22 protein-coding genes, 2 tRNA genes and 1 riboswitch are annotated in these 26,965 nt (G+C 44.5%); of the genes, 8 read left to right on the top strand and 16 right to left on the bottom strand.

Annotation, left to right across the window (positions count from 1 at the left end):
• The first annotated feature begins 32 nt into the window (after positions 1–32).
• The 4 genes from OXI21_RS03345 to nhaC all read left to right on the top strand — a co-directional run bounded on the left by OXI21_RS03345 (position 33) and on the right by nhaC (position 5,410).
• The gene (locus tag OXI21_RS03345) at positions 33–1,067 is read left to right on the top strand and encodes a hypothetical protein (protein WP_279618147.1); all 1,035 of its coding nucleotides are present in this window, start codon (positions 33–35) and stop codon (positions 1,065–1,067) included.
• 531 nt (positions 1,068–1,598) lie between these two features.
• Positions 1,599–2,327: an SDR family oxidoreductase gene (locus OXI21_RS03340; protein WP_279618146.1), complete on the top strand. Its 729-nt coding sequence runs from the start codon at positions 1,599–1,601 to the stop codon at positions 2,325–2,327.
• 171 nt (positions 2,328–2,498) lie between these two features.
• On the top strand, positions 2,499–3,647 hold the full coding sequence (yiaY, locus tag OXI21_RS03335) for an L-threonine dehydrogenase (protein ID WP_279618145.1): 1,149 nt from the start codon (positions 2,499–2,501) through the stop codon (positions 3,645–3,647).
• A gap of 278 nt (positions 3,648–3,925) precedes the next feature.
• Positions 3,926–5,410, top strand: a complete 1,485-nt coding sequence (gene nhaC, locus OXI21_RS03330; protein ID WP_279618144.1) for a Na+/H+ antiporter NhaC — start codon at positions 3,926–3,928, stop codon at positions 5,408–5,410.
• 118 nt (positions 5,411–5,528) lie between these two features.
• On the opposite strand, the gene yegQ is transcribed toward nhaC, so the two are convergent.
• From yegQ to OXI21_RS03300, 6 genes are all read right to left on the bottom strand, one after another.
• The gene (gene yegQ / locus OXI21_RS03325; protein ID WP_279618143.1) at positions 5,529–6,962 is read right to left on the bottom strand and encodes a tRNA 5-hydroxyuridine modification protein YegQ; all 1,434 of its coding nucleotides are present in this window, start codon (positions 6,960–6,962) and stop codon (positions 5,529–5,531) included.
• 160 nt (positions 6,963–7,122) lie between these two features.
• Positions 7,123–7,198, bottom strand: a tRNA-Val gene (locus OXI21_RS03320).
• A gap of 124 nt (positions 7,199–7,322) precedes the next feature.
• Positions 7,323–7,398 (bottom strand) — tRNA-Val (locus OXI21_RS03315).
• Between the two features lie 188 nt (positions 7,399–7,586).
• A complete protein-coding gene (locus OXI21_RS03310; protein ID WP_279618142.1) occupies positions 7,587–9,518 on the bottom strand; it encodes a U32 family peptidase in 1,932 nt (643 codons plus the stop codon).
• An 83-nt stretch (positions 9,519–9,601) separates the two neighbouring features.
• Complete coding sequence (locus OXI21_RS03305) at positions 9,602–10,309, bottom strand: hypothetical protein (RefSeq protein WP_279618141.1); 708 nt, start codon at positions 10,307–10,309, stop codon at positions 9,602–9,604.
• A 173-nt stretch (positions 10,310–10,482) separates the two neighbouring features.
• A complete protein-coding gene (locus OXI21_RS03300; RefSeq protein ID WP_279618140.1) occupies positions 10,483–11,205 on the bottom strand; it encodes a hypothetical protein in 723 nt (240 codons plus the stop codon).
• Positions 11,206–11,617: 412 nt separating this feature from the next.
• On the opposite strand from OXI21_RS03300, the gene OXI21_RS03295 reads away from it, so the two are divergent.
• Together OXI21_RS03295 and OXI21_RS03290 are read left to right on the top strand one after the other, a co-directional pair.
• Positions 11,618–13,060 (top strand): tryptophanase, encoded by a 1,443-nt coding sequence (locus tag OXI21_RS03295; RefSeq protein WP_279618139.1) that lies wholly within the window; start codon positions 11,618–11,620, stop codon positions 13,058–13,060.
• Positions 13,061–13,223: 163 nt separating this feature from the next.
• Positions 13,224–13,922: a Bax inhibitor-1 family protein gene (locus tag OXI21_RS03290; RefSeq protein WP_279618138.1), complete on the top strand. Its 699-nt coding sequence runs from the start codon at positions 13,224–13,226 to the stop codon at positions 13,920–13,922.
• Between the two features lie 86 nt (positions 13,923–14,008).
• Here the strand turns inward: OXI21_RS03290 and OXI21_RS03285 are convergent, their stop codons facing one another.
• Both OXI21_RS03285 and OXI21_RS03280 read right to left on the bottom strand, forming a co-directional pair.
• The gene (locus OXI21_RS03285) at positions 14,009–17,260 is read right to left on the bottom strand and encodes a PilC/PilY family type IV pilus protein (RefSeq protein WP_279618137.1); all 3,252 of its coding nucleotides are present in this window, start codon (positions 17,258–17,260) and stop codon (positions 14,009–14,011) included.
• Between the two features lie 310 nt (positions 17,261–17,570).
• A complete protein-coding gene (locus OXI21_RS03280) occupies positions 17,571–19,160 on the bottom strand; it encodes a hypothetical protein (RefSeq protein ID WP_279618136.1) in 1,590 nt (529 codons plus the stop codon).
• 207 nt (positions 19,161–19,367) lie between these two features.
• Between OXI21_RS03280 and OXI21_RS03275 the strand changes: the two genes are divergently transcribed.
• Positions 19,368–19,817 (top strand): Hsp20 family protein, encoded by a 450-nt coding sequence (locus tag OXI21_RS03275; protein ID WP_279618135.1) that lies wholly within the window; start codon positions 19,368–19,370, stop codon positions 19,815–19,817.
• 99 nt (positions 19,818–19,916) lie between these two features.
• Here OXI21_RS03275 and OXI21_RS03270 read toward each other — a convergent pair whose 3' ends face one another.
• Positions 19,917–20,888 carry an alpha/beta fold hydrolase gene (locus OXI21_RS03270; protein ID WP_279618134.1) on the bottom strand — a complete coding sequence of 324 codons (972 nt, stop codon included), beginning with the start codon at positions 20,886–20,888 and terminating at the stop codon, positions 19,917–19,919.
• Positions 20,889–21,016: 128 nt separating this feature from the next.
• Here OXI21_RS03270 and OXI21_RS03265 point away from each other — a divergent pair, with 128 nt between their 5' ends.
• Positions 21,017–21,508, top strand: a complete 492-nt coding sequence (locus OXI21_RS03265; RefSeq protein WP_279618133.1) for a hypothetical protein — start codon at positions 21,017–21,019, stop codon at positions 21,506–21,508.
• On the opposite strand, the gene OXI21_RS03260 is transcribed toward OXI21_RS03265, so the two are convergent.
• The 7 genes from OXI21_RS03260 to OXI21_RS03230 all read right to left on the bottom strand — a co-directional run bounded on the left by OXI21_RS03260 (position 21,492) and on the right by OXI21_RS03230 (position 26,938).
• A complete protein-coding gene (locus tag OXI21_RS03260) occupies positions 21,492–21,992 on the bottom strand; it encodes a hypothetical protein (protein ID WP_279618132.1) in 501 nt (166 codons plus the stop codon). The two genes, OXI21_RS03265 and OXI21_RS03260, sit on opposite strands and share 17 nt — an antisense overlap.
• 33 nt (positions 21,993–22,025) lie before the next feature.
• Positions 22,026–23,129: a ThiF family adenylyltransferase gene (locus OXI21_RS03255; protein ID WP_279618131.1), complete on the bottom strand. Its 1,104-nt coding sequence runs from the start codon at positions 23,127–23,129 to the stop codon at positions 22,026–22,028.
• A complete protein-coding gene (locus OXI21_RS03250) occupies positions 23,126–23,893 on the bottom strand; it encodes a thiazole synthase (protein ID WP_279618130.1) in 768 nt (255 codons plus the stop codon). The genes OXI21_RS03255 and OXI21_RS03250 overlap by 4 nt, the downstream gene beginning before the upstream one ends.
• Positions 23,894–23,896: 3 nt before the next feature.
• Positions 23,897–24,106 (bottom strand): sulfur carrier protein ThiS, encoded by a 210-nt coding sequence (gene thiS / locus OXI21_RS03245; protein WP_279618129.1) that lies wholly within the window; start codon positions 24,104–24,106, stop codon positions 23,897–23,899.
• 18 nt (positions 24,107–24,124) lie between these two features.
• Positions 24,125–24,766, bottom strand: a complete 642-nt coding sequence (locus OXI21_RS03240) for a thiamine phosphate synthase (protein ID WP_279618128.1) — start codon at positions 24,764–24,766, stop codon at positions 24,125–24,127.
• A 199-nt stretch (positions 24,767–24,965) separates the two neighbouring features.
• Positions 24,966–25,076, bottom strand: a riboswitch (TPP riboswitch).
• 70 nt (positions 25,077–25,146) lie between these two features.
• On the bottom strand, positions 25,147–25,749 hold the full coding sequence (gene tehB / locus OXI21_RS03235) for a tellurite resistance methyltransferase TehB (protein WP_279618127.1): 603 nt from the start codon (positions 25,747–25,749) through the stop codon (positions 25,147–25,149).
• 139 nt (positions 25,750–25,888) lie between these two features.
• A complete protein-coding gene (locus OXI21_RS03230) occupies positions 25,889–26,938 on the bottom strand; it encodes a hypothetical protein (RefSeq protein WP_279618126.1) in 1,050 nt (349 codons plus the stop codon).
• Positions 26,939–26,965: the final 27 nt, after the last annotated feature.

The following is a 26,965-nucleotide window of genomic DNA, read 5'->3' as shown; positions in this document are numbered from 1 at the left end:
CGTTTGACCTTGCGAGTCCGAAAAAAGATACCATGCCCCTACCCCGCTTAAGCGATATTTTTCAGCATAATCGCGCGCTCAATGAAGCGTATCGCTCTGTCGATCAGCTGCTTTCTCAGTCACCGAATCATGAGGCCATTCATTCGGCAGTCCAGCGTTTTTCAACCATTCGGGGCGGAACGGAGTATGATAATCGCTTACTCTATCTCGCAGGCGGCACGGGAATTTTACTGGTTACGATCGGCGTTTTGATCACCCATCTCCCGCTCCTTTTTTTACCGTTATTAATCTATTTAGGCGCGCTTTTAGCACTGGCCATCCTCCGTAAACGTCGCCTTGATCTCTATTCGCAAAAAATCTTTGATGCCAATTTAGTCCTCGATGAGGCGCTTGAGATTCCGAAATACAACTCAAAAGAGCTGATTGGACGCTACTGCGAATATTACCGCATCTTTCGCCGCGGCGATCAGCGCGATCTCCCTTTTTATGCCAAGGGCCGTTACCAAGGTAAAACCCTCTCTTTTAATTATTCGCTCTTTCACCTGCGCTATTTAGAAGAGAAGAATGAAAAAACCGGCAACACCCAATTTCAGCGTCATGATCGTTACGGCATTGTGATTCGCTCACCTTTTGTGAAATATCAACTCTCCTTTCTTAACCGGCGTGAATCGGCGTTTAAAAAACTTCAATCAAATTACGAGCCCGCGTCCATTCGCTTTAATCGTCACTTTAGAACCCTTGCCGCCAATGAAAAAGGAGCCGCGCTTTTTTTAACGCCGGTGGTTGTCGAAGCGCTTACCAATGCGGCGGATCGCTATTTGAGCATCAATTATGAATTTATTCCCGGCGCGCTTTGTGTCTCCTTTAAAGAAAATCTGCTCTTTACCCCAACGCCTGAAGCTTCCCTTCGCGATCCTGCGGCGTTTTTAACCGAGCTTACGAAAAAGGAGACAACGCCCCTTCATGAATTATTAGCCCATATCGAACGGCTCTTTATTCATACCAATGCACAAATCGGCACACTCAATTCCCCCAATTATGAGAGCCCAAATGATCAGCCATCATGATCAAATAGGGATTCTTTACACTTCTTTTCTCTATTTTGCGCGCTTTTATCTCCTTTAAGATAAATGAGTTAACGCCAATTTAATCAAAATTGTAAAAATCGCGATACTACAATTTGACAACAAAATTCAAAGGCGACTATAGTGAATCTATGCCGATTTGATTCAGCTTGCGGGCATTAACAGCTAAAGCGAGGTCACCACCCCACACGATGGTGATATACATAACTGACATTATTTCGCCCGGACACATTGTGCACGGGCTTCTTTTTATCTAAACAATTCTCCGGCAGATTTGATACCCCCTACTTTGCCTGACTAAACTGCGCTTTTTCCCCGTTCGAGCGTAAGCCAATTATCGCCCTTTATCGAAAAACCTCCAATCGATTAGACGAAATTTCGCATCCCCTCAACTCTTTTATCACTTTTCAAACATAAACCTAGTCAAAATCAAACGCTGATTTAATACCCCCTATGGAATTTTAAAAGTAGGCTAAACTGATTCAATCATTACGACGCTCGAGGAGGCATCCGATGGGAAAACCTTTAGTTGTGATTACAGGCGCAAGCAGCGGCTTTGGTCGCGAAATGGCCTATCTCTTTAGCGAAAAGGGCTACCCGCTCTTATTGCTAAGTCGCCGTGTGGAAGTGATGGAAAAATTCAACCTTCCCAATACGCTCTGCCGCGCGGTGGATGTTGCCGATTATGAGGCATTTACCCAAGCGCTCAGTGAGGCCGAAGCGCTTTACGGCCCGCTCAATCTTCTCATTAATAATGCAGGGCAAATGCTACTGCAAAAGGTGTGGAATCAAGACCCGCAGGAATGGGATCAGATGATCGATGTGAATCTGAAAGGTGTCTTAAATGGCTCCCAAATTGCACTCAAACGCATGCTCTCGCGAAAACATGGCACCATCATCAATGTCTCGTCCACCGCGGGATTTAATATCTACCAAAATCACGCCGCCTATAGCGCAACGAAATTTGCCGTTCATGGATTGACCGATACGCTTCGCATGGAGGCCGCGCACCACAATATTCGCGTGATGCTGCTCTCCCCAGGCGCTGCAGAAACTGATCTATTAACCCATACTACCGATGAAAAGATTCGCCAAAGTTATACAAAATGGAAAAAGAGCCTGCCTGAAGGGGCGGCGATGGATCCCTATGAAGTAGCGAAAGCGGCACTCTTTGTCTATGAGATGCCCCAAGAGATTTGTGTGCGAGAACTGGTGATTAGCTCCACTCATCAAGCTAATTAATCCGTCAAAAGAATCAATATAAAATATTTTTATATTAAAGATAATAGATTGCGCAAAGGAGGCTTCTTAATCAAAAAGTATGATCCACCGCAAGATTAATTAATTAAATTATGTTTATATATTTATACATTTCTTTACCTACATAATCACCGATTATATTTAGGAGATATTATGAGTAGTACTTTCTTTATGCCCCCCGTCAACGTCATTGGCGAAAACGCTTTAGATGACGCTCTTGCAACCCTTAAAGGCTACGGCTTTAAAAAAGGATTAATCGTTACCGATACATTCCTTGCAAAATCAGGCATGGCGCAAAACGTTGTGGATCTATTAGCAAAAGACAGCATCGAAGCTGTAATCTATGATGGAACACACCCCAACCCCACCACGAAAAACGTGGCTGACGGTCTTAAAATCCTTAAAGAGAATAACTGCGATTTCGTTATCTCCTTAGGCGGTGGATCGCCTCACGACTGTGCAAAAGGCATCGCGCTTTGTGCAACCAACGGCGACGATATCAGCGCATTTGAAGGATTAGATAAAACCAAACATCCTCAACTTCCAATGGTTGCGATCAACACAACTGCAGGAACTGCGAGTGAAATGACCCGTTTCTGCATCATTACCGATGAAGAGCGTCACGTAAAAATGGCGATCGTTGATAAAAACTCAACGCCGATCTTATCGGTAAACGACCCACGCCTCATGCAAGGTATGCCAAAAAGCTTAACCGCAGCGACCGGTATGGATGCATTAACTCACGCGATTGAAGCGTATATCTCAACAGCGGCAACGCCTATTACAGACGCCTGTGCTCTTCAAGCGATAACTCTGATTATCGACAACCTACAAACCGCGGTTGAATATGGCGATAATATGCAAGCGCGCGACAATATGGCCTACGCTCAATTCTTAGCGGGCATGGCGTTTAATAACGCATCGCTTGGCTACGTTCACGCAATGGCGCATCAGCTTGGCGGCATGTATGACCTTCCTCACGGTGTGTGTAACGCAGTGCTTTTACCGCACGTATTAGACTTCAATAAACAAAATGCAGCCGCACGTCTTAAAGATGTAGCGAAAGCGATGTATATCGACATTGAAGGTTTAAGCGATATGGACGCGGCCAATGCAGCGATTGCAAAAATCCGCGAACTCTCTGAGTCGATCAACATTCCTGCGAACTTAACTGCGCTCAATGCAAAAGCAGAAGACATTCCTCTTCTTGCAAAAAACGCGCTGTTAGACGTCTGTTCAGCAACGAACCCGGTTCAAGGCGATCAAACTGACGTTGAGAATATCTTTAAAGCAGCAATGTAACACCAATTTCCGAACGTAATAGTAGTATAATCAACTAAGCCCTACCCTCGTGGTTGGGCTTTTTTATTCGGACTTTTATCTAAAAATCGCAATGCAGAAACTAAGATCAAATAGATTGTTTGAGGTAAAGCGACTCTTCCGGAATTATCGGGCTATTAATGATAAAATCATTCTGACAGAGCCCTGCTCAACGCATCATCAACCGCGTTCATGTAAATCCTAATCGGACACCCTCCGATCCCACTTTTCTATTTTCTTCCAAGAGGACCGCTTGATTCATGGAAATCACCACGCCGCCCCCAAAAAATATTGACCCACTCCAACCGCCGATTCCCGAAGAAGGCCGCCTACCAACGTTACTGGAAGCGATGATTCCCGTACTTTTTATGATGGTTGCACTCGTAACCGGGATCTTTTTTCTTGAAACGAGCCCACACATTCCCCTTCTTGTAAGCGTGATGGTGGCAGCGCTCGTGGCGCTTCGATTAGGCTATACTTGGAGCCGGATTGAAAAGGGAATGCTCGATGCGGTGCGGCTCGCGCTCCAAGCGATTTTAATTTTGATGGTGATCGGGACGATTATCGCCTCGTGGATCGCCGCCGGCATTGTACCAACGCTCATCTATTACGGGCTCAATATTTTAGAACCGAAATATTTCCTCGTCGCCGCATGTGGAATCTCGTGCATTATCTCCATCGCCTCTGGAAACGCTTGGACGGCAGCAGGAACGATCGGGATTGCGATTATGGGAATCGGTTATGGTCTTGGCATGAAGCCTGAAATGGTGGCGGGCGCGGTGATCTCAGGCGTCTATTTTGGTGATAAGATCTCGCCTCTTTCCGAATCCACAAACCTTGCGCCCGGTATCGTCGGCGTGGATCTCTTTGAGCACATTAAATATATGCTCTACACCACCATTCCCGCCCTTGTGCTTTCGCTTATTTTATTTACCATTTTGGGCTTAAACTATTCGAGCGAAATGGTCGATAGCGCGAATGTGACCCTCACGCTGCAACACGATCTAAAAGAGCTCTTTGTGATTAGCCCGTGGCTGTTACTTGTTCCGTGCCTCATTATCGTGGTGATGATCTTCCGTATTCCCGCATTCCCGGGACTAATGATTGGCTCGCTGCTGGGTGTTCTCTGCGCGATTTTTATTCAAGGGGCCGATGCCGGCATGGTGATTAATGCGCTCTATGATGGATACTCCATCCAAACCAGTAACGAAACCTTAGCGAAACTCCTCAATAACGGGGGCATTACCTCGGTCCTTTTTACCGTGTCGCTTGTGATGATTGCCATGTGTTTTGGCGGAATTTTAGAATTTACCAAGATTTTTGAGGTGTTAATGCAGCAGATCGTCAAAATTGCAAAAACCACCAAAAGCCTCATTGTCTCAACCGTTGCCACCTGTATCACCGGCAATATTGTTGGCTGTGATCAATATATGTCGATCATCATTCCCGGACGCATGTACGCCGATGAATATCGCAAACGGGGCATTAAACCAAAAGTGTTATCGCGAACGCTTGAAGATGCTGGAACGATGACCTCCCCACTCATCCCATGGAATACCTGTGGCGCTTTTATGACGACAACGCTTGGCGTGAGCTCCTTTGCCTATCTGCCCTATACCTTCTTATGCCTCTTAAGCCCGATTATTGCAATTACTTACGCGCTTACCGGCTTTACCATTGAGTATTATGAAGAGGGAGAAAAACCGAAGAAAATTCGCCGATTCCGTATGGGAAAACGCCTCTAGAGTTTTCGATTTATATAAAATCACCCATAAAAAAGCCCCTTCACGTGAGTTAGAAGGGGCTTTTTATTCGTCGTAATAAGGTTAAATATAACGTTGAGTTATTGGGTTAATCTTATGATTATTCTTGGGTGAGATAGCGCGCAACCATGGTCATCTCATCGGCTGGGCCAATATCGGTATAGACCACATAGGGCGAGCCTTTGGCCACATCTACCACATTGCCCTCTTCATCTTTCATCTCACCGATAACGATGTCGCGGTTGCCATGTTGATTGATAATCTCAACGCGATCGCCCGTTTCAAAGCGGTTTTTCGCAACTAAACGTGAAAGACCGGTTTCAGGATTATACTCCGTCACTTCAGCGACATATTGCTGGCGTGAATGGATGGAATTTCCGGTAATGTAATTTTGATAGGCGTGCGCTGGGTGACGCTCAAGGAAGCCCGCCGTATACCCGCGGTTTGCCAGACCATCGAGCTTACCGTAAAGCTCAGGATTGAACTCACGGCCCGCTAACGCATCATCGATCGCTTGACGATACAGTTGTGCCGTACGTGCGACATAGTAAGGGGATTTGGTACGCCCTTCGATTTTAAGGGAATCCACACCGATCTCGATTAAACGCGCCACGTGTTGAATCGCACGAAGATCACGCGAGTTCATAATATACGTGCCGTTCTCATCTTCTGAGATCTCCATCCACTCGCCTTTACGCTGATTATTTTCTTGAATCAGATAGACCTCTTCCGCTTTTGGATGAGGCGTGTAGGCTTTGCCCGAGGTTAAGTCGGTATACGCTGGCTCATTCATGCCATCTTGGATAAATTTCACCGCGTTAATCCCTTCGTGAGGGTGCGCACTGCCCGAAGTGTAGATATTATTCATATCCGCGTGAATTGGGATAAGCTCGCCTTCAGGCGTCTGTTTGGCTTCCGTTAAACCATAATTCCAACGGCATGCATTGGTACAGGTTCCTTGGTTCGCATCACGATGATTAAAATAACCCGAGAGCAGACAACGGCCGGAATAAGCGATACAAAGTGCGCCGTGAACGAAGACTTCAAGCTCCATATCGGGGCACTCATTACGAATCTCTTCAATCTCATTGAGCGATAACTCGCGTGATAAAATCACTCGCGTTAAGCCTTGCTTTTGCCAAAATTGAACCGTTGCGCTGTTAACCGCATTTGATTGTACCGATAGGTGAATATCGATATCGGGGAAACGTTCACGCACGAGCATAATTAGGCCGGGATCAGACATAATCAGCGCATCAGGATTGAGCTGAATAATCGGCGCGATGTCATCAACGAAGGTTTTCAGTTTTCCGCCGTGAGGCATGGTATTGAGTGCTAAAAAGAATTTTTTGCCGTGCTCATGGGCATAATCAATCCCCATTTTAACGCGCTCAGCATTTCTAAAATCATTATTGCGCACACGCAGACTGTAACGTGGGAGACCGGCATAGACCGCATCCGCACCATAGGCGTAGGCATATTGTAAATTCTTAAAGGTACCTGCAGGCGCAAGTAGCTCGATTGATCGTTTCATAATTATTTATCCTTACAGGGGATCCGTGCCGCAGCACAAAAATAATGTGATTTTACCAAAAATTCCCGCCCTGTCATCTCAAAGATGGGCGATAATTTCCATTAAACAGCATATAGACAACAAAAAAGCTCTGGACGTAATATCCAGAGCTTTAAATGTATGGTGGGTAGTGAGGGGATCGAACCCCCGACCCTCGCCTTGTAAGGGCGATGCTCTACCAGCTGAGCTAACTACCCGAGTCAGGTGAACAATATTAGCGGTTATCCCCAATATTGTCAAATTCTTTTTTGCGCATTTGTTAACCAACGAACGCGCTAAACAAAAAAGCTCTGATCGCTATAATCAGAGCTTTTTAATGTGTGGTGGGTAGTGAGGGGATCGAACCCCCGACCCTCGCCTTGTAAGGGCGATGCTCTACCAGCTGAGCTAACTACCCGGGTCTGTGCACAGATCAAACAAATCTTAAAAAGATACGTTTTAAGCTAATTGGTTTATACTATTAAAACGTGTTTTGTTTGCCTGCTGTGCAGGATTGGTATAATACAAATCTTCCAATTTTTTGTCAAACGAAAAGTGGCTTTATTCTGAATAGATATTAACCACCTCTTATTTGCGCCCGTCCCACTACTTTAATTCCATCCCCAAAAGCGGTTTTTTAAGGATATGCGGTTTGATCGATCCCATCACATGCATCTCACATTTACGGCAATTAAATTTAAGCGTATAGGTTTCATCGCCGTGAACCAGCGTCATCGGTTCGGGTTTTACTTGCCCTTGCACTCCAGTCACGCCGATCGTCTGTTTCGGGCAGAGATTATAGGAAAAACGCAGGCAGTGTTTAGTGATCATTACCGGCACCTCCCCAAGCTCTTCATGGGCTTCAAAGGCCTTTTCGATCACTTTGACCCCATGTTTTTGGTAAAACTCCCGCGCCTTATCGTTATAGACGTTATTTAAAAAGGTGAGATGCTCATCGGGGAAAATCGCAAGCGGTTCAGCACGAGGACGACGCTCACCGCGCACATAATCCTGCTCCATCTGATTCTCTAATGTTTCAATCAACTCTCGGCGAAGCTGATTAATATGGCTTGCCGGAATAAAAGGTACGCGTTCACCAATCAGCTGAATGTTGTTTAGATAAAACGGTGTCTCTCCAAGTTTTGTGAGATTTCTCTCCAACATCTCACGGCCCTTTTCAGGATTTTTCGCCGCTTCAAAAGGCCCATCTAACATCACTTCTGCGAAGTTCCCCATCTCGGTCGTTGCAGATAGTTTCGCACTTGTCTCCCCTACTTCAAAAAAGAGATCGATCCCGATTTTACGTTCGGCGGATTCTTTCGTTAACAGCTGACTCCAAACCTGATCGTGATTGCGATTGAGTGCCAACGGTTTATGCAGGCGGAAGTTTGCCAGCGCTTCAGGAATCTCTTGCGGATAGATTAGATAATGATTGTTACCAATTTTATCGGCGCGGTTAATGCGAAAACCCACCACTTCCCGTTTAATAAGAACGTTAAGCCCATCGCCATTGGCAAGGGCGTCGGTCGTTTTTACTTCTAAATGATCTTTACCGATCGAGACCACCTGCCCAACCGGAAGCCCCACAAATTTAGGTGAATCAAAGGCACCGATATCGGTTTTTCGCTCATTGACGAAATAATCGGTACTACCACGATGGAAAGTTTTATCGGGATTGGGGATAAAATGATGCATAACGCGCCCATGTGATGCGCGCTGAAATTCCGGACGGCGCTCAATAATCTCATCAAGCACACGGCGATAGTGGGCGGTAATGTTTTTCACATAGGCCATATCTTTATAGCGCCCCTCAATTTTAAAAGAGCGAACGCCCGCATCGATCAGCGCTTCAACGTTATTGGTTTGGTTATTATCCTTCATCGACAGAAGATGTTTATCATACGCAACAACGCGCCCTTTCGGATCTTGCAACGTGTAAGGAAGACGGCATGCTTGCGAGCAATCCCCACGATTTGCACTGCGTCCTGTTTCCGCATGCGAGATATAGCATTGCCCTGAAAACGCTACACAGAGCGCCCCGTGGACAAAAAATTCAAGCGGAGTATTCGGGCGTGCATCATGAATTGCGCGGATCTCATCGAGTGATAATTCACGGGCTAATACAAGCTGAGAAAAACCCACATCGGCCATAAATTTCGCTTTATCTAAGGTGCGAATATCGGTTTGCGTTGAAGCGTGTAATTCAATCGGCGGCAGATCGAGCTCTAAAATCCCCATATCCTGCACAATGAGCGCATCAACGCCAGCATCGTATAGATCATAAATAAGCGCCCGCGCCTCTTCAAGCTCGTCATTATGTAAGATCGTGTTGAGCGCAATAAAAACTTTGGCATTAAAGGTGTGGGCAAAGCGAGTAAGCTTTGCGATATCCGCCACATTGTTCTCCGCCGCATGACGTGCCCCGAACTCAGGCCCGCCAAGATAAACCGCATCGGCGCCGTGAATAATCGCCTCTTTCGCAATGGTAATATCACGGGCAGGACTTAAGATTTCCAACTCATTTAATAAAAGACTCATAGGGATTTTACTTTCAACTCAACACTAAAAAAGAGCCTTAGTTTAGCAAATTCCAAGGAAAGCATGAAATATTCACATCGAAGCTATCCCAAAATAAAATGATATAAAAATGTGGCTAAATTGATGATCTCTTTTTCGAACATCGCGATCAGATCATCGTAATAAATCGCTATCAGTGCGATCACAATCACCGCAATCACCGTCAAAATTGCACCGACCCACGGGCCCTGTTTTACAGGCTTTCCAAAGGCATTTTCACCAATATCGCCGGGATAGACCATCATCCATAACACCCACAAAAAAAGCAGACCGCAATAGAGCCCAAAAATAAGATAGAACCCCATAAAAATATAATCCACCAGTAGATAACGGGTGAAGCCAAGATGCGGCGAACCAAGGATTAAATAGACTGCAAAAAAGAAGAGTAATAGCGCTAAGGGAACGCCCCAAAAGTAAAAAATCGTCTTTTTCGAGGGAATGCCCATATCGTGCCCGCGCAGGCAAATCAGGCGGAAATAGAAGATATAATTACTCAGTCCAATTAAAACCACGCAGAGCTGTGCACTCACCGTCGCCACCCGCGGACTTACCTGTATGATGGCGTAATATCCAAGCGATAGCAGCGTCATTAATATCGCGACAGAGAACACAATAATCCAAAACCCATTGATATAATTGAGCCTGCCAAGCCGCCCTTCAAACTCAAAATCAAAAATTTTCGGCGGTGAAACAACGGAACGCTCTTCCATTAACGCCTCACCCTTCGAACCGCTTAAGTGTTTATCGAACATGATGCCCACTCCTTATCTCAACGAACACACTTCTTTAATTATACCGATAATTCTCTGTTTTAATTTGATATCTATCGTCATAGTCCACTTTAGATGCGCCCGCAAAAAAGCCCTGAGATCACGATGACCTCAAGGCTCGGTTGATAGCTGTACAGATTTCTACTGATCGAACATTAATAATATTGTGATGCCGCGTAGAGAATGATGCCGACTAATCCTAATAGCGAAATAATCGTTAAGATCAGTCCTACATAACTGCCCTGACAAGGGGGTGCGCCCCAGGCATTGGTCTCTTTTTTCCCCGCCCAAACTAAGAGATAGAAATTAAGAAAAAAGAGATAAACACCGTAGATAATATTGATAATTTCAAAGATATAAAAAACCGTAGGTAGATTGCGCATCGGCATATCACCATTCATCACCGCGATCACAAATCTGCTCGGAAGCCCTGATGAGATCCCGACGATAAAGGTGATGATCGAAAGCGCGATGGGGATTACCAAAATCTGGATCAAGATCGCTAGCGTCGAGATATTGAGATCATGGGCCCGCAGTGAAATATTGCGCAGATACAAAATATAGACGTAGATCCCAAGCCCGATCATCGCAAGCACAGAAATGACTCCGCTGAAGGTTTGATTCAAAAATGAAAACACCCAGCTCACGATGCCGATAATAATGATGCTCAGTAGCGAAAAACCAAAGATCGCCCAGAAGCCGTTTAAATAACTTAACCGCCCAAAACGGCCTTGAAAACTCAATGAAATGAGCTTCGGAATCGCCGCTTCTCCACCCGAAAAGGTCGGCGCGCTGCTATATCCATCGCCTGATACGGCATACCAATTGGGGTTTTTCTCAAGCCCCGCTTTGCGATTGTCCTGCTCTCCACTTTGCATAATGCCTCCTTATGCCTCTATTTCTCGTCTATTTCGAATCTATTCACGCAATTGCGCTTAAAGGCCTAATAATACAGGATTATTAACTGTCTATTTTTATAAATATCAATCAATTGTGAACCTATTTTAAGTACGCTCGATGAAAACGACTCATAAACTGCTACGACTTATCATAAAAACCGCAGAATATTTCGTTGATTATTATTTAATCGCCCACAAAAGACAGATAATTCTAATTCATATTTAAATATAATTATAAAGTTGCATAATTTAGATAAATATTGATTGTTACCGCTAACCCTCAGATTTGCCTATAGACAGTCTCAAAATTACCCCATAAGATGAGGAGAAATGCTTATTTTTTAGATCAGATAAGAACTATCTCAGATGGGCCAAAAGGAGGGCTCTGATAATGATTAAATTACGAAATGGTGAAACGATTCCTTTAGAGATGCATAAAGTAAAAGTGGTGCAAAAAACCTATCTTTTACCGGTTCGTGAACGCCTAGAGGCCATTACTCGTGCGAGCAATAACACGTTTTTACTGCCAACGCGCGAAGTGTTCCTCGACATGCTGACCGATAGCGGCACCAATGCCATGAGTGATAGACAAGTGGCGGCATCGATGATGGCCGACGATAGCTATGCGGGAAGCGAGACCTTTTATCGTCTAAAAGATAAGCTCAAAAGTTTCTTTGGTACCGATTATTTCCTCCCTGCGCACCAAGGCCGTGCTTGTGAAAATATCATCTCGGAAACCTTCATTAAAGAAGGCTCGATCGTGCCGATGAACTATCACTTCACCACCACTCACGCCCATATTGCAAAGCGTGGCGGTGAAATTGCCGAACTGCTCATTGATGAAGGCTTTGAGATCACCAGCGACAATCCGTTTAAAGGGAATATGTGCCTGGATAAACTGCGCAATTTAATCAAAACCGACGGCCATCGTATTCCATATGTGCGTATGGAAGCGGGAACAAACCTCATCGGCGGGCAACCTTTCTCGCTTGCCAATCTGCGTGAAATTAGCGCGATCTGTAAAGCAAATAACATCATGTTGGTGCTTGATGCGAGCCTTCTCTCCGATAACCTCTACTTCATCAAAATGCGTGAAGCGGAAGCAAAATCCATGAGCGTGCATCAAATCGTGCTCGAAATTGCGAAACAGTGCGATATCATCTACTTCTCAGCCCGTAAACTCGGCAGCGCGCGCGGTGGTGGAATCTGTTCCAATAACCTCAAACTGATCGATGCGATGAAAGAGCTCATTCCACTCTATGAAGGCTTTTTAACCTACGGCGGTATGTCGACCCGTGAGATGGAAGCGCTTGTAGTCGGTCTTGATGAAACGCTCGAGCTCGACATTATCTCCCAAGGGCCGATGATGATCGCTCATATGGCTAAAGAGCTGATTAAACGCGGCATTCCCGTAATTACGCCTCCCGGTGGCCTTGGCTGTCACTTGGACGCGAGCGAGTTTGTCTCTCACATTCCACAAAATGAATATCCTGCAGGCGCGCTTGCGGCGGCACTCTATATTATCAGTGGCGTACGCGGAATGGAGCGTGGCACCATGTCAGAAGCGCGTCAGCCCGATGGCACGGAAACCCTCTCCTCGATGGAGCTGCTCCGCCTTGCCGTTCCTCGCCGTATGATGACGCTCTCGCAAATCGAATACGCCGTAGACCGCATTCACTGGCTCTACGATAATCGCCACCTCATTGAAGGACTGGAATTCTTTGAAGAGCCTAAAATCATGCGCTTCTTCTCAGGTCGTCTCCGCCCATTAACCGGCTGGCAAGATAAATTAGTGGAAGCGTTTGAACGCGACTTTGGTGAAAATTCACGTTAATTCGGCGCTTACCACGATTGAGTGGTATCGATTAAACCCATATAAAAGAGATATTTTTCGAAGTATCTCTTTTTTTTCTGTGACAAACCCTCATTATCGTTATAATGCAACGCAAACAATGATCTGTTTTATCGTGATTTAATCATCAAATAAAGGAGTGATTATGAATTTCCAATCAAGACCGGATGTGATTCAGCAAGGGCAAACGGTCCTTATGAACGACGTCATCAAAAAAGCGTATCTCCTTGTGGGAGTGTCGTTTTTACCGACGATTTTAGGCGCGCTCATCGGTATGGCTAATATCCAAGCGATCTTTAATTTAATTGTCAAAAGCCCGATTCTCTTTTTCGTTGGCCACATGATCGCCTTTTATAGCCTCTGTTTTATGATCGAGAAAAATCGTGACAACACACTTGGCGTCGTATTAATGCTCGGCTTTACTTTCTTAATGGGCGTAATGCTCGCACCGCTTTTAACCATCGCGATGAAAAGCAGCAATGGCGCGAACCTCATTATGACGGCAGCCGGCGGAACCGGAGCGCTCTTTATCGCTCTTGCCGCACTTGGCAGCGACAAAACCCGCGACTTCTCATTTTTAGGGAAATTTGTTGGGATCTCTGTGTTAATTTTAATGGCAACCATCGTCTTAAACGTACTCTTCTTAAAAATGCCGGTGATGAACCTGATCATCTCAGCAGTGATTATCCCACTTTCAGGGGCGATCATTGTCTACCGCATTAACGATGCCGCTCGCGGTGGCGAAACCAGCCATGTGAGCCTTGCACTGGATCTTTATATCGGCATCTACAACATCTTCTCGGCCCTTTTACGTCTTTTAATCGCCTTTACCGGCAACGATTAATCGATACCGCGGCTCCTAAATAATAGACCGCAAAGAGAACAAAAAAGCGTACCCTTAACTGGATACGCTTTTTTGTGCATCAACGATTAGATACTTCTTAAATAGAGTCTTCCTGATTTAGCGTCTAAATCCTGATCTTTAATTCCTTTTAAATCAGGAATTGAGTGCCAACCGCCATTAAGTGTGCCAAAACTTGCATCTTCCAGAACCTCTTCTCCAACATATTGGCTTTCAGGATTTTCATCTCTCAACTTATCAAGATCATAATAGGATTGATTTCCTTTTGGATTATCACCCGAATCGTCATTACCAATCGTCATGTTCGCACCATTAGGAATACCTGGAGCATCATTATCAAAATAATAGCCTGAATGCATAGATCCATCTTTCTTGTAAAGATCTGAACGTTGGCCCGTATAGAGTGATAGTGTTAACATTTTTCCATAAATACCCCCTCCCAAACAGGGATCTTCTTTAAATTTCGAGTCTAACTGAACCCCAAACGTTGGAAAAACAATATACTTATTCCCTTGAATTCTTGCTGGAAAAATTACACGCTCCCCCACTCCGTTGAGTTCTAAATACCAGCCAGCAGTCGTTTTATCACTCGTTGTATTCGTGGTTGTCACATAAAATTTATGTTCGCTTTCACTTTTTGTATCCTGAGTTAAAACACGATGACGATGTAATTGATCCGTCGTCACTAAAGGCTGATTAGGCTTAAGCTCTTCTTCTTGCACAGAAGTGAACGTATCGTTAATTGCGTAAAAACCTTGTTGATCTTTAGAGTCCGCATCTTTCAACAGAATCGCCCGTCCGGTACCAAAGAACACCCAATGCTCTCCAGATGGGTTACGGGAGATAGTAGGGCGAACTGTAATGGGTTGCGTAGGCCCTAAATCAATCACCGTATTAACTTGATAGTTATTTAAATTTTCATCTAAAAATCGGATTCGATAAAGCTTACCACTATGATCACCTACATAGATTCTTTCAAGTTGCTGATAACCGCCTGTACCTATATTTTCATCATAAGGAGTCACAACAACCTCCGTAGCAGGACTCGATGCACCACCTTTCCCTGGCAATGGAATCTTACTTAAAAGCCTCCCATCATAAGCATCAATCAAATAAACAACCGAGCTTCCCCGCGGATTGTATCCATTACCAAAAACAGCCACCGCTTGAGGAACGCCATCAACTTCTCGATTAAAAAATTCAATATTAGAATAGGTATATCCTAATTCTGGAAAATTTTCTTTCGTAATCTCAAAGTTAATTCTAAAATTCTCGCCCCTCAAATCACTAAATGTGGAAAACCCAACAAACCCTTCTTTACCCGCTCCCATACTTGTAATGCCTAATGTATGGAAATGACGCCCGATTTTCGCATCAAAAAGATGCGTTGTCCCATTAACTGTATAGAGATGGTCATAATCTTTACGCGTTATATTCAGAAGATCTTCTTTAAAAAAGCTCGGAAAATAACTATAACGACGTTGCCCTCCACGATTCACTAATTCTACTTTTCCCTCTTGATTTATAAATGATCCAGACGGATAACGTTCATTTGCATACAAAATATTTAAAAGACCGTCATTTGAGCCTGCAATAAGATAGTTACGTAAATTAGCACTTGCATTTTTTTGGTATAGATAGGTTAAATACTCTTCCACTCGTTTAGAGTGAATTTTACTTAAATTAAGATGCAGAGCGTCTTTAAAAGCGTAGGTAATGTGTGAGTCAATTATATCTCCTAAAGGGTAACGATAACGAAGACCTGAGACTTGTCCGCCCTTTAACCAGTCTACATATTTTTTTTCGAGTCCCGCATCAGATAACTCTTTCTGCTGGTTATTCGTATAAGTATAAAATTTCCCTTGATTGGGTACTATTTTTTGATCATCTGTAGTCGACCAAAGTTTTTTAGTAAAGCGCTCCGTCTTTGAATCATAACCAAATGCAACAACCTCCCCCTTCCAAAGCCCTGGGATATAAGAAGTCGCATATTCAACACCTTCATCTGTAACAATATTTGCCTGACTTTTTGCTCTACCCGTCCCACTTCGGCTGTTAATAATTGTTTGATATATTTTATGAAAAGCGAGATCTAAACTACTTGTATCAGCAGCCACAGCAAAAACACCCCATGCATTATCTTTATTCCAATTCTCCTCTTTTAAGATTTCCACAATACTACTACCGGAGCCTTTATATTGTTGCCCAACAAATTTTCTTAAATATTTATCATACTGCTCTACATTTTCTTCACTACCAAATCGAATTGCATGCGTTATAATTGGCATTTTTTCAACACTTCCAGGGGATTTCTTCCAATCCATATCAGCTTGGTCTTTTGCATATGAAGAATTCTTTTTTGCAAAACTCAATACATCGTCGCGAACATCAATTGATTGTAGAAATATCCCAATATCAACTAAATTACCCGCACTACTGCTCGATAAAGTCAGACCTTGATCCTTGTCATGCTTAAGAAGTTCATGTTCAGTTGGTTCACCATCAGTTAATAAAATCAGATGTTGCTCTTGGCAACGATATTTTGGTGATGGCTTCACACTTGTTGAATACTTAGTCCAAGGACTAGACCCACCTGGTGGCTTCATTAAAATCCCACTGCCATCATTATATTCGTAATAAACTGTTGTTCCTTGAGGTGCTTGTAAACCTCTCATACGTGCTGCTGCACGATATGACGAATTTGTTAAAGGTGTTCCCCCCTCAACACGAAAATAGTCATAAAACCTTTTAAGCCCTGAATGTATGTCACATTTCATACTCTCTTTTCCGGAAATATCTTTACAATCATCAGTACTATACAGTTCTGCAGGATTCAATAATAATGCATCAAAATAACTTAATTTTCCTGTACGACTGTGCCCTGGACCTAATGGTGCAAGTCCAATATAGGCTTTATCACCATATTCCTTAATTAAATTATCAACTGTCCACATAAGGACCGCTGCTCGAGAATATAAACCTGGCACAAGCTCACGATCACCTGAAAAACGATAAAATTTACAGTCCTTTTGTCCATATGAAGGTTTTTTATAAGGTCGGTATAAGCAACGAACATTTCCTGTATACGACTGAGGGTATTCGCCTGCTTTAAAGGGTGCAAATTTACTAATCGCAAGTCTTTCATCATACCCATCGGGTTTATGCATATCAAAATACCCCATGCTCCCCGAGCTATCGAGTACTAACATGATATTAGGTTTAGGAGGGATTGATGAAACAATCGGCTCGTGATGTGGCATTAGCTCATCAGCAAAAACCACATGCAATAAACATATAAATAGAAGGGTCATACGTTTCATAAGAAAGCTCCTCACAACATATTAATCTAATTACATAATAGCACCTACTAGAATATTTTCTTTTATATTTGTATACAAAACATAATATTAAAGCCCTATTTTCAGTGCTTTTTAATTTAGATCTCTACCCGCAAAACAACTGTAAAATCAACTTAAAGCACAATAAAAATGGATATGATTTTACAATAAAAACCATTTACATAAAAATGTAAATTTAGACAAACATAAACATATTTAAAATTATTTTTATAAAAATCAATAGATAATTATTTTATAAATAAAAAACAAGACTCATACAAAAAATACCGCTTTAATCAAGAAAATAATCAGGAATCCGCCCTGCTTTCGCATAACGCTGATAAAATCGCTGAGTAAGCTCGACGCCGCTGGTCTCAAACAGAAGTGGTGAATCGGTGGGCGTTTCTAAAAGTACCTCAGTAACGCCCGCCATAAATGCGGCTAAAAAGTAGAGCTCATGGGGCTGATAGAGCTTCCCTTCAAAACTTGCACGCTGATCCATATAGGCAAAAAACTGCTCCGGCGACTCGATCACCTCACAAAGAAAATCGACAAAAAAGAGATCCGATACCAAGGAAGGATAGAGATCCCCCTCTTCAACGCGCAAAAAGACCTCCGCAAGACTTGAAAGCGTCGGAAAATAATCGGACACGGCGCAAACTAGATAGACCTCATCAATCGCCGGAATCTCAAGGGGCTCACTTGCAATCTGTAGGCGATTTCTGCCCGATGTTAGATGTTGATAACAGCTCACGCCCTGCTGATAGGATTTCTGCACCGCGCGGAAAAAGTCCCGTTTAAAACTCTTCTCATCGCCAAGGCGCGCCTTATCGGTAAGCCGCTGAGATTTCGCTTGCACCACAATCCCACGCCCCTCCCACAATACTAAAAGATCAATCTCACCGAGATCTACATCATTGCCGGCATCATCGCGCCCAATAATTTCAACATTTTGGTACACGTTTTCTCTACCGAAAACGTTTGAAAGCGCACGATTTAACATCGATTCGGTAAATCTGCCCCGATGCGTCGCCGCCTCATTACGATAGGCATTATCGGCAATCATCCAATCAAAGGGACGTGTATAGAGCGCCTCAAAGAGCGTAAAGAAATCGAAGATAAAATAATCCTGCCCCACCTTTAAAATCGGCGTTTCCAGCAGGGCATTTTTGACATTAATCGAATCAAATTCCGCATTGTACGTTCCGCGATTCATATCAAGCGCAAAGGCATCAAACAGGTTTAAAATCCGCTCCACCTGCGCTTTGGAAAAACGTTTTCCGAGCTCTTTTTTATTAAAGGTAAAAGCGGGCAAAAAAGTCAGCGTCTGGATGTTTTGTGCGTTAAGCCGTTCAAGGCGTTTTAAAAAGCGCTTTCGACTCGGCGATAGGAAAAAGGTGAAAAACTTCTCAAGCTCTGCCATATCCGCACTCTCAAAACCCTTATGCTCAAGGAGCCATGCATCATCTTTTTGATAGCGTTTCGGCGCGAAATCAATATATTGCAGATCAAACACCCCTGGCGGATTATAAAAAATTGGTACCACATAATATTCGGCGCGCATCATATAATCTTCAGGATAATTCACCCGGAGCTCATTCATCATCAGCCCGTGAATATGCGTCAAGCGGTGCAATAGCTCAAGCGCCTCCTCCTTCATCTCTTCGCTTTCAAACACCGACGGAAGCCTCGTATCGATCGGGTGTTTCGCCATCAATCCAAGCAAGAGCATAATTCCGTTACGGGTCGGCAGATGTTCTGCATCGTTCCCCATAAATTCGTAAAAAAAGGCAAAATAGGCCACCACATGGATAAACCCCTTGCGCGCTGTGAGCGCTTCAAGCGCCGTCATAATCTCTTTTTCTTCCATCAAAAAGCTCATGGAAACTCCTTCTCTCCTCTCATTTAGCTCACCAATAGTAGCGCAACTTAGAAGGCAATCAAACTTTTAAAGCCTGCATACCATTAAATAATTTAATCAATCCTCTTGAAATAAAATCAACCACCCCCATATTCAATAGTGAAAGGAGATTATGCGGATGGCATACTCCAAATTGTTTTTTTGATCGTAATAAAAGGAGGTAACCTTATGGCATTTCGTCCATTTTCATTAATTCCAGCCATTACATCAGATTCATTTTTCTCTGATCGTTTTCCACAAATGGATCACTTTTTCAATCGTTTTGGCGATCTTCCTACACAACATATGCCCGATTATAACATCAAAAAAATTGATGACTCCCATTACGCAGTCACCCTAAGTGTCCCGGGCTTTAAAGAGGAAGATTTGTCAATTAATGCAGGTCAAGGGCAACTCATCATTGAAGGAAAGCATGAAGAAAAATCTGAGAAAGAGACGGAAAATGATGAATATATTCATCGCGGTATCCAAAAACGTAGCTTCTCATTACGCTTTAATTTAGGGGAGCGTATGAAAGTGCAATCCGCCGATCTTGAGGATGGATTCTTAGAGATTGTGCTTGAAAAAGAAGCGCCAAAAGAGGAGGCTTTCGAGAAAATTGCCATCTCTAAAAAGTAAATTGATCGATCTCTTCTCTAATCTATGATGTAGCTAGCCCTAGATCGATCATGCCCAAGCGCTCTAAAAATAGCATGCGCTTGGGCTTTTTTTATGTTCTTATGCAAAACAGTGCTCGCTAAAAAATTGATACGCCCGTTTTTCCGCCCACGAATAGGGAGAGTCTTTGAGCGGAAATCCGCAATGGCCGCCATATTTCGGCGTTTCTAGATAAAAATAGCGGTGCTGTTCCGCCACATGATAAGGGTAACAGCTCTCGCCAAGCATCGGATCATTGAGCGCATTGATCGCTAAAATGGGCCGATCGATCTGTTCGATCACCCGTAGCGGCGAGGTTTGGTAATAATAATCCCCACCGTTTTTAAAGCCGTGAATCGGCGCGGTAAAATAGTTATCAAAGCTAGTGAAATCATTAACTTCATCGAGCTTATCTAAATTCGGCAGCTCTGGGAATTGTACCGCTTTCGCCTTTACCTTCTCTTTAAGTGTCCCGAGAAAATTTTGCACATAGACCTTATTAAAGCCCTGATTAATAAACTCGGCACTTGCAACAATATCGAGCGGCGTTGAGATACCCACCGCCCCTTTTACCCGCGGATCGAGTGTTTTTGTGTGCCCTAAATAATTAAAGCTCACCGCCGCCCCCATGGAAAAGCCGATTAGATAGATCTCCTCAAATCCCGATTGCAACGCATAACGCACAACCCGCGCAAGATCGTCATAAACGCCGTGATGATAAAAACGCAGCGTCCGATTCATCTCGCCACTGCATCCACGCTGATTCCACGCAAGACTCGAAAATCCACGCCGATAGAAATAGTCTGCCGTTGCGGTGATGTAGGGTCTTCGTGAATTTCCTTCGAGCCCGTGACTTAAAATAAGCAGTTTATTGCGCTCTTTTTGTTTAAGCCAATCAAGATCGAGAAAATCGCCATCGTCCAGCTCCAAACGCTCCCGCTGAAAATAGGGTGGCTGATAATCGCGAAATAATCCGGGAACAATCGTGGAATAGTGGGCACTTTTATGAAAAATGGAGGGCGCTCGATAGGCCGAGTCGGTAATTAATGGCATGATCAATACTCTAATTTTGCAACAATACGCGAACCTCTAGTGTACCACTTCTCGCCTTTTTGCCCGCATTGATCACTCGTCTGCTATGCTTATTAAACCCTCTTTTTTGCCACAGGAAACAGAGTCCCATGCACAACACCTCCTTCCAGCCGATGATCTCCAATCTCTTTTATAGCGAATCTTTTAAAACGGCGCTCAAATCCGCTGATTTATCCGCGATATCCCTTGCCGAAATCCTTAAAAAAGCGCTCGAAACGGAATTCCGTACTCTTAATTTAGCTCATACCGTCACACAAAAAAATCATCAATTATTTCTTCATGAAGCGGGTAACGGGGATAACAATAGTGAAAATGCGCCCTACTCAGTCAGCGTGATTCAATATCCTGAGGATCAAACGGCGCTTGAAACCGCGATCTCAACCGGCGATGAATTGATTCTGCTATTTACTCAAAAAAGAGACGACAACATCGAAAAACTCGCCCATTGTTTGGATGCGTTAGAGGATCATGGCGCTGCCTTGAAAGGCTTTACCCTGGCGCTTAACGGGGAAACAATCTATCTACAACTCTTCGAGAAATATTACGATTTTAACGTCGATACGTTTAATGATTATCGTTAATGATCTCGTTTAATGCCGCCATTAAAAAAACAGTCTTAACGAGTGCGCCAATGCCCCAGCAAATCAGGATCACCAAGAGATAGAGATGCGGGCGGAATCGTTCTGCCTGATGTTTTTCCGTCTCAAAAATGCCGTAGGTGCACCAGAGCGCGCTTAGCCAGCCGACAAGGCCGATGTGAATCAGAAAAAGATTGCCACTGACGATAAATCCAACAAGCGAAGTAACGAGATATTGGGCATCCACCGACTTTTTATAGCGGCGCATTAAGATCAGCGTGATCCCCGCAATCATCGCCGGTATAATCCCGAGCAGATAGCCAAACGAAAACGCGAGCATCATGCTCCCTAAATGCGGATCAATCAGAGTAATGACCGCGCACGCCATGATAATTCCATAAAAAGGCCCGTAAAGCATAAAGCGCCACAGAATCGACCAACCGCCAAGCGGACGGGTTAATGGTCGTTTAATTGAAAAAAGCGTCATGAAAATCCCCCGCAAGGTGCCAATCATTATGGATTAAGAAAGAACCTGAGTATACCGCGTTAAGGCAGCCGTTTCGTCTTTTTCACCATAAATAATCGCGCGCCCATCATTAAAGAGCATAATGCGTTTTTGTACCGCGGATTCAGAATTTAAATCTTCCTTGTCAGCGATATCATCGAGCATAATATTGAGGAAATAGTCGGTCTCTTTGTAAGCAAGGTTCCTCTGTTCAAGACGCGGTTTAATGCGATTAAAATCGTGGGGATTTGGTGCATAGACCATAAACTCACCCCCGCAGAGTGTGCGGATTTTAAACGCATTAGATTTTTCTTTGGAATCTCCGTTCGAATCTGCTTGAAAGAGCGCTGGAAACGTCGGCTCACTTCCGCAAGTTGAGCAGTCAGGATTTTTAAGTTTATCCAGATTGATCGATTGAGTATGAAAGTCCCAAAGCTCTGCGGTAAAGAGAGTATCACGCACCGAAAAACCGGTTAAAAACTTGATCGCTTCCGCCGTTTGCAGGCTTGAAATCAGTTGTAAAATTGGCTGAACTACGCCGACAGAGGAACAAGTATCCTCACTCTCAAGCGGGATCGCCCCGAGCAGACAGCGCAGACACGGCCCTTTTTTATCAGTTACGTCTAAAGGCGTGTCTAAAAAGTTATAGGTCATGCCGTAACTCTCAAGCGCGGAGCCAAAAATCCACGGGATCTTAAGTTTATAAGCGGCATCATTAATCAGCATGCGAATATTGAGATTATCAGTGCCATCTAAGATAAGATCGGCGCCTTCGAGCAGATATTCAATATTATGAGGCGAGACTTCGGTGAAAATTGGCCGAATCATCACCTCATGATTGATCGCCTTAAGATGCGCTTCAAGGGCGATCACTTTCGGAAGCGACGCCTTCGCATCAGCTTCGGTAAAGAGGGTTTGACGGCTGAGATTGGTGAGCTCAACGATATCACGATCGATCAAGGTGAGCGTGCCAACCCCAGAGCGCGTCAAGGTTTCCGCGTGTTGTGCACCGAGCGCGCCCGTTCCAATAATCACCACATGCGCCGCACGAAGTGCCAATACGCCCTTCTCGCCGAGCTGATGAAATCGGGCGAGCCGATGGTAACGCGGATTTATCATCGGATCATGCCTTCCACCGGGCTACTTGCGCGCCCAAGTTTGCTCATCTCCATGCGTTTTGCTTCAAAGGCTAAACGTCCGGCTTGTGTTGCTAAACTCATCGCACGGCTCATTTTGATCGGGTCTTCACTATAGGCGACCGCACTATTTAACAAAACGCCGTCCGCGCCAAGCTCCATCGCATAGGCCACATCTTTCGGGCTGCCTAAACCGGCATCGACAATCACCGGCACCGTCGCTTGGTCGATAATGTGCGATAAATTGACCGGATTTAAAATCCCTAATCCGCTCCCAATCGGCGATGCGCCCGGCATAATCGCGTGACAACCCATCTCTTGCAGACGGCGCGCGAGCACCACATCATCGGAAGTATAGGTGAGCACCGTCATTCCTTCAGCAAGGAGCATCTCCGTTGCGCGAAGGGTTTCAATGGGATCGGGCAGAAGCGTTTTATCGCACCCGATAATCTCCACCTTAATCATGTCGCAAAGGCCCGAACCTTGGGCTAATTTAGCAATGCGAACGGCCTCTTCAGCGGTTTTTGCCCCTGCGGTATTGGGAAGTAATTTATATTTTGTCAGATCGAGTTGCTCAAGAAGATTGGGCTGGCTTTGATCAAAAATATCCATCCGGCGCACCGCAAAGGTGAGCACTTCCGTATCACTTGCCTCAACGGCGCCCTTTTGCTCTTCAAACGAACGGTATTTTCCCGTGCCTAAAAAAATGCGGGAATTGAACTCGAACGAACCAATTTTAAGTGTCATGTGTTAACCTCCACCGACAAAATGCACGATCTCAAATGAGTCGTTATGATTGACAGATTCAGTGGCGTAATGCGCTTTGGTAATTACGTCACCATTTTTTTCAATGATAAAAAAACGGCGCGAAGCAAGGTCGAGCACCTCCACAAGATCAGCGACCGTCGCCGTCTCTTTGGCAATCTCAAGCGCTCGATCATTCACAATAATCGTAATCATAGTCATCTCCTTTTTAGGTTAATCATTTAACAGCGAAATTAACGTTTGGGCATAAGAGGCGGGATTTGCATGTTCAAAAAGCGCCGACATCACCGCCACCCCCATCACATAGGGGCGGACTTTTAGAAGCGTCGTATGATCGATCCCCCCAACCGCCACCAAATTATCCGCAATCGCACTCGCCTTTTTCAGGTTTTCGAGCCCAAAGGGAGGATAATTTTTTAACGCTGTGGGAAAGATATGGCCGATCTGCAGATAAGACGCGTGTAGATGATGCGCCATAATCTGCGTAAGCGAATGAACGGAACGGCTAAAGGAGAGCGCAGGAAATCCAATCTGTGCGCGCTGTAGCGGAATGCTTCGCTCCGTTAGATGAACGTGGTTAAGCCCATGCAGAAGGGCGAGATCGATGCGATCATTGATGATCAATTTTTGGGGCGGAATGCCGTTTAACAGCGCCGTCTCGATGAGCTGATCTTGCTCAAGGGGCGACAAACTTTTTTCCCTTACTTGAATAAAATCCACAATGGGCGCAATCTCACTCATAATCTCGAGCGTCGCGTCCATCGGTAAATTATCTGGCGTAATGGCAAAAAGCTGTTTCATCATCCCTCGCTTGCGGGAAGTGGTGCGCGCCTCTTTATACCCCGTCGATTCCATCGTGGCTCCTTTATCTGATTTTCTCGACCACGATCCGGTCAACTCAGTGTAAAGCCTCAATGTGGCAATCGTTTGGCATAAAAAAACTTCCTTAAATGGCCGTTGGAATAACCCAATCGTCCTTCTAAGAAAGTGTGCTGTGGCTCTAAAATCAATGTCGCTAACGCAATAATTATCTCTCTATCGCGCGAGGATTTATTTAAGAGCTCGCCCACTTTCCTCCGCTAGTCTTAACTAGTTCAGGTTCAAAGAGTCCCGAAGTTGATCACTTCAATCTCAGCTGTTTTCAACAGCACCTCTAGTGGAAATCGATTAATTTCTAAAATTGAGTATAGAGCAGAAATGCACAAACGGCAACTGCTCCGCATAAAGCGCTTACATTAGGCGATTCGTTTCGCGAGCATCGTCGCAAATTGAAGCTGAATGCGATTGCCATTTTCGTCCACACGGTGGAGCTCACCCACATCTTCGTTATAGGTCACAAGTTCCCAATTTTTATAATAATCCGCCAGCTCGCCCTCACCAAAAGTGAACGAAAAGCCTTGATGGCAGGGATATCTGTCCGTATGCATCGCCGACACAATGAGGTTATACCCGCCGGCCGCTGTCGATTGTTGCATATTGCGAATAATGTAGGGGATACGCTCCGCTTCCAAAAACATAAAAACCACGGTGGAAAAGATAAAACCATACTCCCCATCGAGCGTTGCATCATTAATATTGTAGAGAAACGGCGTAATTCCCTCGATCGATTCCGTCTCAATCACCGCTTTGAGCGATTCGATCGCATTCGGATTGGCATCGACGGAGGTCATAGTAAATCCCAGCTCGTTCAAAAAGAGCGAATTTCGGCCCATCCCGCAGCCTAAATCAAGGGCTGCACACGGCTTAATCAATTCACTTGCCGCCACCACATCCGTATGGGGGAGTGTTAATCCATAATTTTTCTGAAAATAATCTGCGTCACGTCCCTTTGATTCCATCTCCGACTCCTTCGCATTTTAATGATGAATATAAAAGTAATGTTTTATTGTCCCACAAAAAAGAGGATCGGTCACCCTCTCCTCTTATATATTATCTTCCATTTCGGACAGATCTAAAATTTACTCCAATGGGCTGATCTTAACCCACTTTTTCTTGATGATCTCCAATGCCGCACTGATGACAAAAATGTGCAAAGGTGCTTTTCCGTGCCCCACACGCGCCACATTCGGCAAAGAGATGCAGTCCGCAATGAGGGCAATAATCTCCTAAGTTTGAGGCAAGATTGAGCCGGCGTTCACACCCTGGGCAAACCCCCTTTTCAAGACGCGCAAAGACCATCTCATATTGCAACTCTTGCCGGCGCGCAGGTTCAGGGGCCGCTTCCGCCTCTTTTTGGCGTTTTAAATAATTTCGCAATGCATTAATCACATAATGACCACCGAAAAAGGTCAAAATCACACCCACGCCGTAGCGCACATAACCGCCGTAGCTCGGTAGATACGGGACGAGCTCCACAAAAAATGCAAAAAGCGCAAAGAAGATAAATCCCCACACAAACGGCCAATAGCTCGAATTGCGCTTAGTTTTAAAGAGATAGCCCGCAATCAGAAGTAGCGGTAAGGTTAATAATAATCGGTAGATAAATACGCGTAAATCCATCTGATCACGGGCTTTTTGGTAGAGCTTAAATCCCGCCTCGTGCGCCTCATAGAGCTCCCCTTGCAATGCCTCACGTTTTTCATTTAGTTGACGCGTCTCTTCACTTATCGCAAGCAGCGCCTGCTCCGCTTTTTCATGCTCAATTCGGAGCGTTTCGAGCACTTTTGCTTTTGCTAATAACTCCGGATCCTCTTTCGCCGTATCGGTAATCCCTTTCGTGGCTAAATAATTAAGATGATTCTCTTTTTCCGCCTGATAGCGTGCCGAAATTTGCGCTTTTTCGATCTCTAACCGCTCCCGCGATGAGCGAAGTTTTCCAAACTCTTGATCATATAAGATCTCTTTTTCACGAAGCTCCGGCATTACGGTCTCATCGTAGAAGTCCTCCACCATCAGCGGTTTTTCAACCTTTGGAAGATCATTGATAATCGTACTTCCAAGCCCGATTAAAAACCAAGCGAATAAAATACTCACAAGCCACAGCCCGCGATTAAACCATTTTTCCGACAAACGAAGATGCTTACTCATAGTGGCCTCTTAAAATGTTAACTGTTG

Source organism: Ignatzschineria sp. RMDPL8A, from assembly GCF_029815055.1.
GTDB lineage: Bacteria > Pseudomonadota > Gammaproteobacteria > Cardiobacteriales > Wohlfahrtiimonadaceae > CALZBJ01.
This window is presented reverse-complemented; position numbering and strand designations above follow the sequence as displayed.

Coding starts and splice junctions, on each gene's coding strand:
- OXI21_RS03345 (WP_279618147.1), top strand. CDS start 33: ATGCCCCTACCCCGCTTAAGCGATATTTTTCAGCATAATCGCGCGCTC.
- OXI21_RS03340 (WP_279618146.1), top strand. CDS start 1,599: ATGGGAAAACCTTTAGTTGTGATTACAGGCGCAAGCAGCGGCTTTGGT.
- yiaY (WP_279618145.1), top strand. CDS start 2,499: ATGAGTAGTACTTTCTTTATGCCCCCCGTCAACGTCATTGGCGAAAAC.
- nhaC (WP_279618144.1), top strand. CDS start 3,926: ATGGAAATCACCACGCCGCCCCCAAAAAATATTGACCCACTCCAACCG.
- yegQ (WP_279618143.1), bottom strand. CDS start 6,962: ATGAAACGATCAATCGAGCTACTTGCGCCTGCAGGTACCTTTAAGAAT.
- OXI21_RS03310 (WP_279618142.1), bottom strand. CDS start 9,518: ATGAGTCTTTTATTAAATGAGTTGGAAATCTTAAGTCCTGCCCGTGAT.
- OXI21_RS03305 (WP_279618141.1), bottom strand. CDS start 10,309: ATGTTCGATAAACACTTAAGCGGTTCGAAGGGTGAGGCGTTAATGGAA.
- OXI21_RS03300 (WP_279618140.1), bottom strand. CDS start 11,205: ATGCAAAGTGGAGAGCAGGACAATCGCAAAGCGGGGCTTGAGAAAAAC.
- OXI21_RS03295 (WP_279618139.1), top strand. CDS start 11,618: ATGATTAAATTACGAAATGGTGAAACGATTCCTTTAGAGATGCATAAA.
- OXI21_RS03290 (WP_279618138.1), top strand. CDS start 13,224: ATGAATTTCCAATCAAGACCGGATGTGATTCAGCAAGGGCAAACGGTC.
- OXI21_RS03285 (WP_279618137.1), bottom strand. CDS start 17,260: ATGAAACGTATGACCCTTCTATTTATATGTTTATTGCATGTGGTTTTT.
- OXI21_RS03280 (WP_279618136.1), bottom strand. CDS start 19,160: ATGAGCTTTTTGATGGAAGAAAAAGAGATTATGACGGCGCTTGAAGCG.
- OXI21_RS03275 (WP_279618135.1), top strand. CDS start 19,368: ATGGCATTTCGTCCATTTTCATTAATTCCAGCCATTACATCAGATTCA.
- OXI21_RS03270 (WP_279618134.1), bottom strand. CDS start 20,888: ATGCCATTAATTACCGACTCGGCCTATCGAGCGCCCTCCATTTTTCAT.
- OXI21_RS03265 (WP_279618133.1), top strand. CDS start 21,017: ATGCACAACACCTCCTTCCAGCCGATGATCTCCAATCTCTTTTATAGC.
- OXI21_RS03260 (WP_279618132.1), bottom strand. CDS start 21,992: ATGACGCTTTTTTCAATTAAACGACCATTAACCCGTCCGCTTGGCGGT.
- OXI21_RS03255 (WP_279618131.1), bottom strand. CDS start 23,129: ATGATAAATCCGCGTTACCATCGGCTCGCCCGATTTCATCAGCTCGGC.
- OXI21_RS03250 (WP_279618130.1), bottom strand. CDS start 23,893: ATGACACTTAAAATTGGTTCGTTCGAGTTCAATTCCCGCATTTTTTTA.
- thiS (WP_279618129.1), bottom strand. CDS start 24,106: ATGATTACGATTATTGTGAATGATCGAGCGCTTGAGATTGCCAAAGAG.
- OXI21_RS03240 (WP_279618128.1), bottom strand. CDS start 24,766: ATGGAATCGACGGGGTATAAAGAGGCGCGCACCACTTCCCGCAAGCGA.
- tehB (WP_279618127.1), bottom strand. CDS start 25,749: ATGGAATCAAAGGGACGTGACGCAGATTATTTTCAGAAAAATTATGGA.
- OXI21_RS03230 (WP_279618126.1), bottom strand. CDS start 26,938: ATGAGTAAGCATCTTCGTTTGTCGGAAAAATGGTTTAATCGCGGGCTG.